2 protein-coding genes are annotated in these 3,541 nt (G+C 65.4%); both read right to left on the reverse strand.

Annotated elements, in window-relative coordinates:
- The coding region (locus tag QXF46_08950; protein ID MEM0226986.1) for an acetylxylan esterase at positions 1–1,939 on the reverse strand (1,939 nt) is incomplete at its 3' end.
- Entirely contained in the window at positions 1,936–3,252 is a 1,317-nt protein-coding gene (locus QXF46_08955) for a neutral/alkaline non-lysosomal ceramidase N-terminal domain-containing protein (GenBank protein MEM0226987.1), read from the reverse strand. The genes QXF46_08955 and QXF46_08950, both read right to left, overlap by 4 nt.
- Positions 3,253–3,541 lie beyond the last annotated feature (289 nt).

The raw sequence follows: 3,541 nt of genomic DNA on the forward strand, positions 1-3,541 counted from the left end.
TCACTATATCATCGATCGTTACCAACGAGAAGTTGTGAGGAAGCCCCAGCGCCTCGTAGACCCTCCTAGTGAACTCGAAGATCTCCTCCGCCTCCTCCCTCCTCAAGGGGCGCAGGTGGGGGTCCAACGGGTTCTCAACGGCTAGAGGGCGGGGAGCCACCATCGCCGCGACCTGCGGTACGTCGGCGTACTTGAGGAGGTCGGGTGGGAAGAGCGAGGGTGGGAGGCTGAAGCCGCTCGCCGACGAGAGAGTTGAGGGTACCGAGAGGGTGCGCACGCTTCTCACGCGCTCGTCTAGGGCGGCGGCGAAGAGCGCCGGTAGGCCGGCCTCCCGCTCTCCGAACAGGTGCACCTCGTTGAAGCCGCGGGCCCTGTACAGGTAGTCCACGGCCCTCAGGACGTCGAAGACCCTCGCCCCTAGGATGTGCCTTCCGACCACGATCGAGTTCTTCGTCGCCACCTCCTCGCTCGAGGCCGTCTCGCCAGTCCCGCGGTAGTTGATAACCATCACCGCGCCACCCCCCTCCAGCCAATCCCACACCCGCCCGTTGGACAGGCATGACTGCGCGCTCGAGGTTGTAACGTAGAGGAGGCAGCTCTCCTCCGCCCCCTCGCCCCCCACCAGCGCTGCGGGTACCACGATGTCCAACTCGGTTCTCAGCCCGAGCTTCTCCACCTCAACTCCACCGACCCTTTCAACGCCCAGCTCCTCGATCCTCGAGGGCTCCTCCGGGAAGCCTCCGAACACCTCCTCAACCAGCCTCGCCCTCAGCTCGGGAACCGCTTGAAGCCACTCCTCCACGCTCACGCGGCGGGCCTCGGCGAGCTTCGCAGCCCTCCTCGCGTAGAGGGACGCGATGCTCTCGCCCTCAGGCTGGGAGAGGCAGGCGAGGTAGGGGGAGGTGTCGGGCTCTAGTTGCAGGTCGCTCTCGTCCAGCTGCTCCTCCCGCCCCGTCAGCCAGAGCGTGAGCCAGCGGTAGGCTGCGAGCCGCATCTCCCGCGTGTAGCCGTGGCCCGCGTACACCTCCACGTAGGCCAGCTTGTCGAGCGCGCCCAGCATCTCGTAGATTCTGCGGACCCTTAGGTACGCCCTCCTCGCCCTCAGCACGGGGAAGACTTCGTCGTAGACGCCCACCACGATCATCAGGGGTCTGGGCGCGATGAGCGCGAGAACGTCGCTGGCGTTCGCGAAGCGCAGCATCCCCGGCACGCACTCGCAGTAGCAGCGGCCGGAGACCACTTGATCCTCGAGGACCTCCGCGGACGCGACGGGTACGGCCACCTTCACCCGCTCGTCGAGCGCCGCCAGGTACATCGTCTGGTTGCCGCCGCCCGAGCTCCCCGTCACGCCGATGCGGGTCGAGTCGATATCGCCCCGGCTCTCCAGGTAGTCGAGGGCCCTGATGTTGTCCCAGAGGATGAGGCCCGGCAGGCTCATTCCCACCGCCAGCAGCCAAACCCCCTCGCGGTGGCCCTGGAACCAGCGGTCTCCGTAGCCGACCATGTCGATGGCCAGCGTCGCGATCCCCGCTCTCGCCAGCGCGGCACCGATCGCTTGAACGTGGTGCTCATGCTTGCCCCTCGGGTAGTGGCCGTGGAGCTTCAGGACGGCCGGGTGGGGGCCGCGCCCCTCGGGAAGGTAGAGGTTGCCTGTGACGAGGAAGCCCGGCCTACTCTCGAAGACGACGTTTTCGACCACGTAGCCGCGCTTCCTCCTCCTAGCCACGACCCTCGCGTTGAGATCACCCTTCTCGGGCTCGACCCTCATCGCCTCCCACAGCTTCCCCCTCAGCTCCCTAGCCCAAGCCTCGAACTCGGCGCGCGACGCGGGCCTTCTTATCGCTCGGTCGAGCTCCTGGCATAGGCGGGCGTAGTGGTCCTGCAGCATCCCCCCGTAGTCGCGGGGCAGCACGCGGAGGGAGAGGGGTTCGGAGCTCAATTCACCCCACCGGAGTAGAGGCGGTGGAGCAGCGCTACCGCCTCCTCCGCAAGCTTCTCCGCCGAACCTCTCGCAACGATGCAGGCGGGTGGTGCCACCTCGTAGCCCCCCTCCTCGTAGGCCTGGCTCGTGGGTATGTACCCGACCGGGTCGTTCGTGTAACCGGCTACCGCCGTAAACTCGGCGGGCGAAGCCTTCTTGATCAGCATCCCGACCTCTACGAAGGGTTCGCCGGGCAGCCCGACGATCACCGCCTCCCCCACCCTCAGCGCCATAACCTCCGTGACGATCCTGCCGTCGACTGCCCTCGCCCTGACCCTCATTGAAACCTCAGCCATCCACCTGGATAGGGCCAGCTTCAAGCGCAGCGGCTCAACCGGCTCGCCCGCCGCGATAGCCCGCCTTAGGTCCTCCTCGAGCCGAGCCACGTCCTCCCCAGCGACCACCGGCAGCTCGAGCGTTTCAAGCTCGATGGGGCTCCTAGCAGCTGCGATGGTGGAGGCCTCACGGGGCTTTCGACCCATCAGCGACTTCACGGCCTCGCAGGCGACCGCCGTCCCCATCTCCTCAACGTCCCGGAAGGTTCCCACAGACCTGTCGTAAACCCTCTCCAGGGCAGTGCCGGGGGTCAGCGGGTTTACATCACCGCAGGCACCGCTGAGGAAGAGCGTCTTTGCTCCGGTTAAGCGCTCGAAGACCCGTGCCGCTGCGCCGGGGTAGTCGGCCGATATCAGCAGGTTGTTGTGGCCGAGCACGACCGCGTGGCAAGCGAAGTTTACGATCGCCGCGATGGGCCCTTGCGAACCCTCGAAGAGCACTGCTAGGACCTCGTTGTCGAGGGGGCCAGCTAGGGGCTTCCTCCTGTTCACGGTCCAGCCGTCCAGCCTCCCCTTCCCCAGCCGCACGGTGGCTTCGAGCGTGCGCTCCCGAGCCTCCAATACCGCGGACGCTACGACAGCCGGCAGTAGCTCCCAGTACTCCTCCAAGTAGCCCCTTTCCGGCTCAGAGTCGATGCCGAGAGCGGAGGGACCGGAGTGCGTGTGCACAGCTGAGACCATGACGCGATCCTCGGGGATCCCGAGCTCCCTCCTCACGATCCTCCTGACTTCAGCGACCAGCTCCGGGGTTGGGTAGAGCAGCTCCAGCGAAACCAGGGCGGCCAGGTTGTCGCCCAGCTCGAGAACCAAAGCCCTCGCGTGAAGGTTGTCGTGCACCCCTCTCGCGGGACCCGGTCGGAGCGCGTAACCGCCCATCGGTACGCCCACGGGCGGCGTGATCACCCTCTCCGCGACGCCCACCTTAAGCCTATCCACAATCTACCGTAAGGGGCTCTTATTTACACCTTCTCTCGATTACCAGCGCTAGAGAGGGGACTCGGTGTCAGCCATCGCTCAGTAGGGCCTAGAATCAACTTGCTCCCTTCCTTTGCCAGAATTCGCGGGGGTCTCAATTTTCCAGTGGAAGCGGGCGTGGACCTAAAGGCATTTAAAGCGTCGATCGGCCAATAGCTTTGGTGTTGACGGAGGATTTGAGGGAGAGCATCCTAAGGCTGCTCAGAGAGGATGAGGAGTTTAGGACGTTAGTTCTAGCCTACCTTGGGCT

The organism is Thermofilaceae archaeon (assembly GCA_038731975.1).
Lineage (GTDB): Archaea > Thermoproteota > Thermoprotei > Thermofilales > Thermofilaceae > JANXEW01.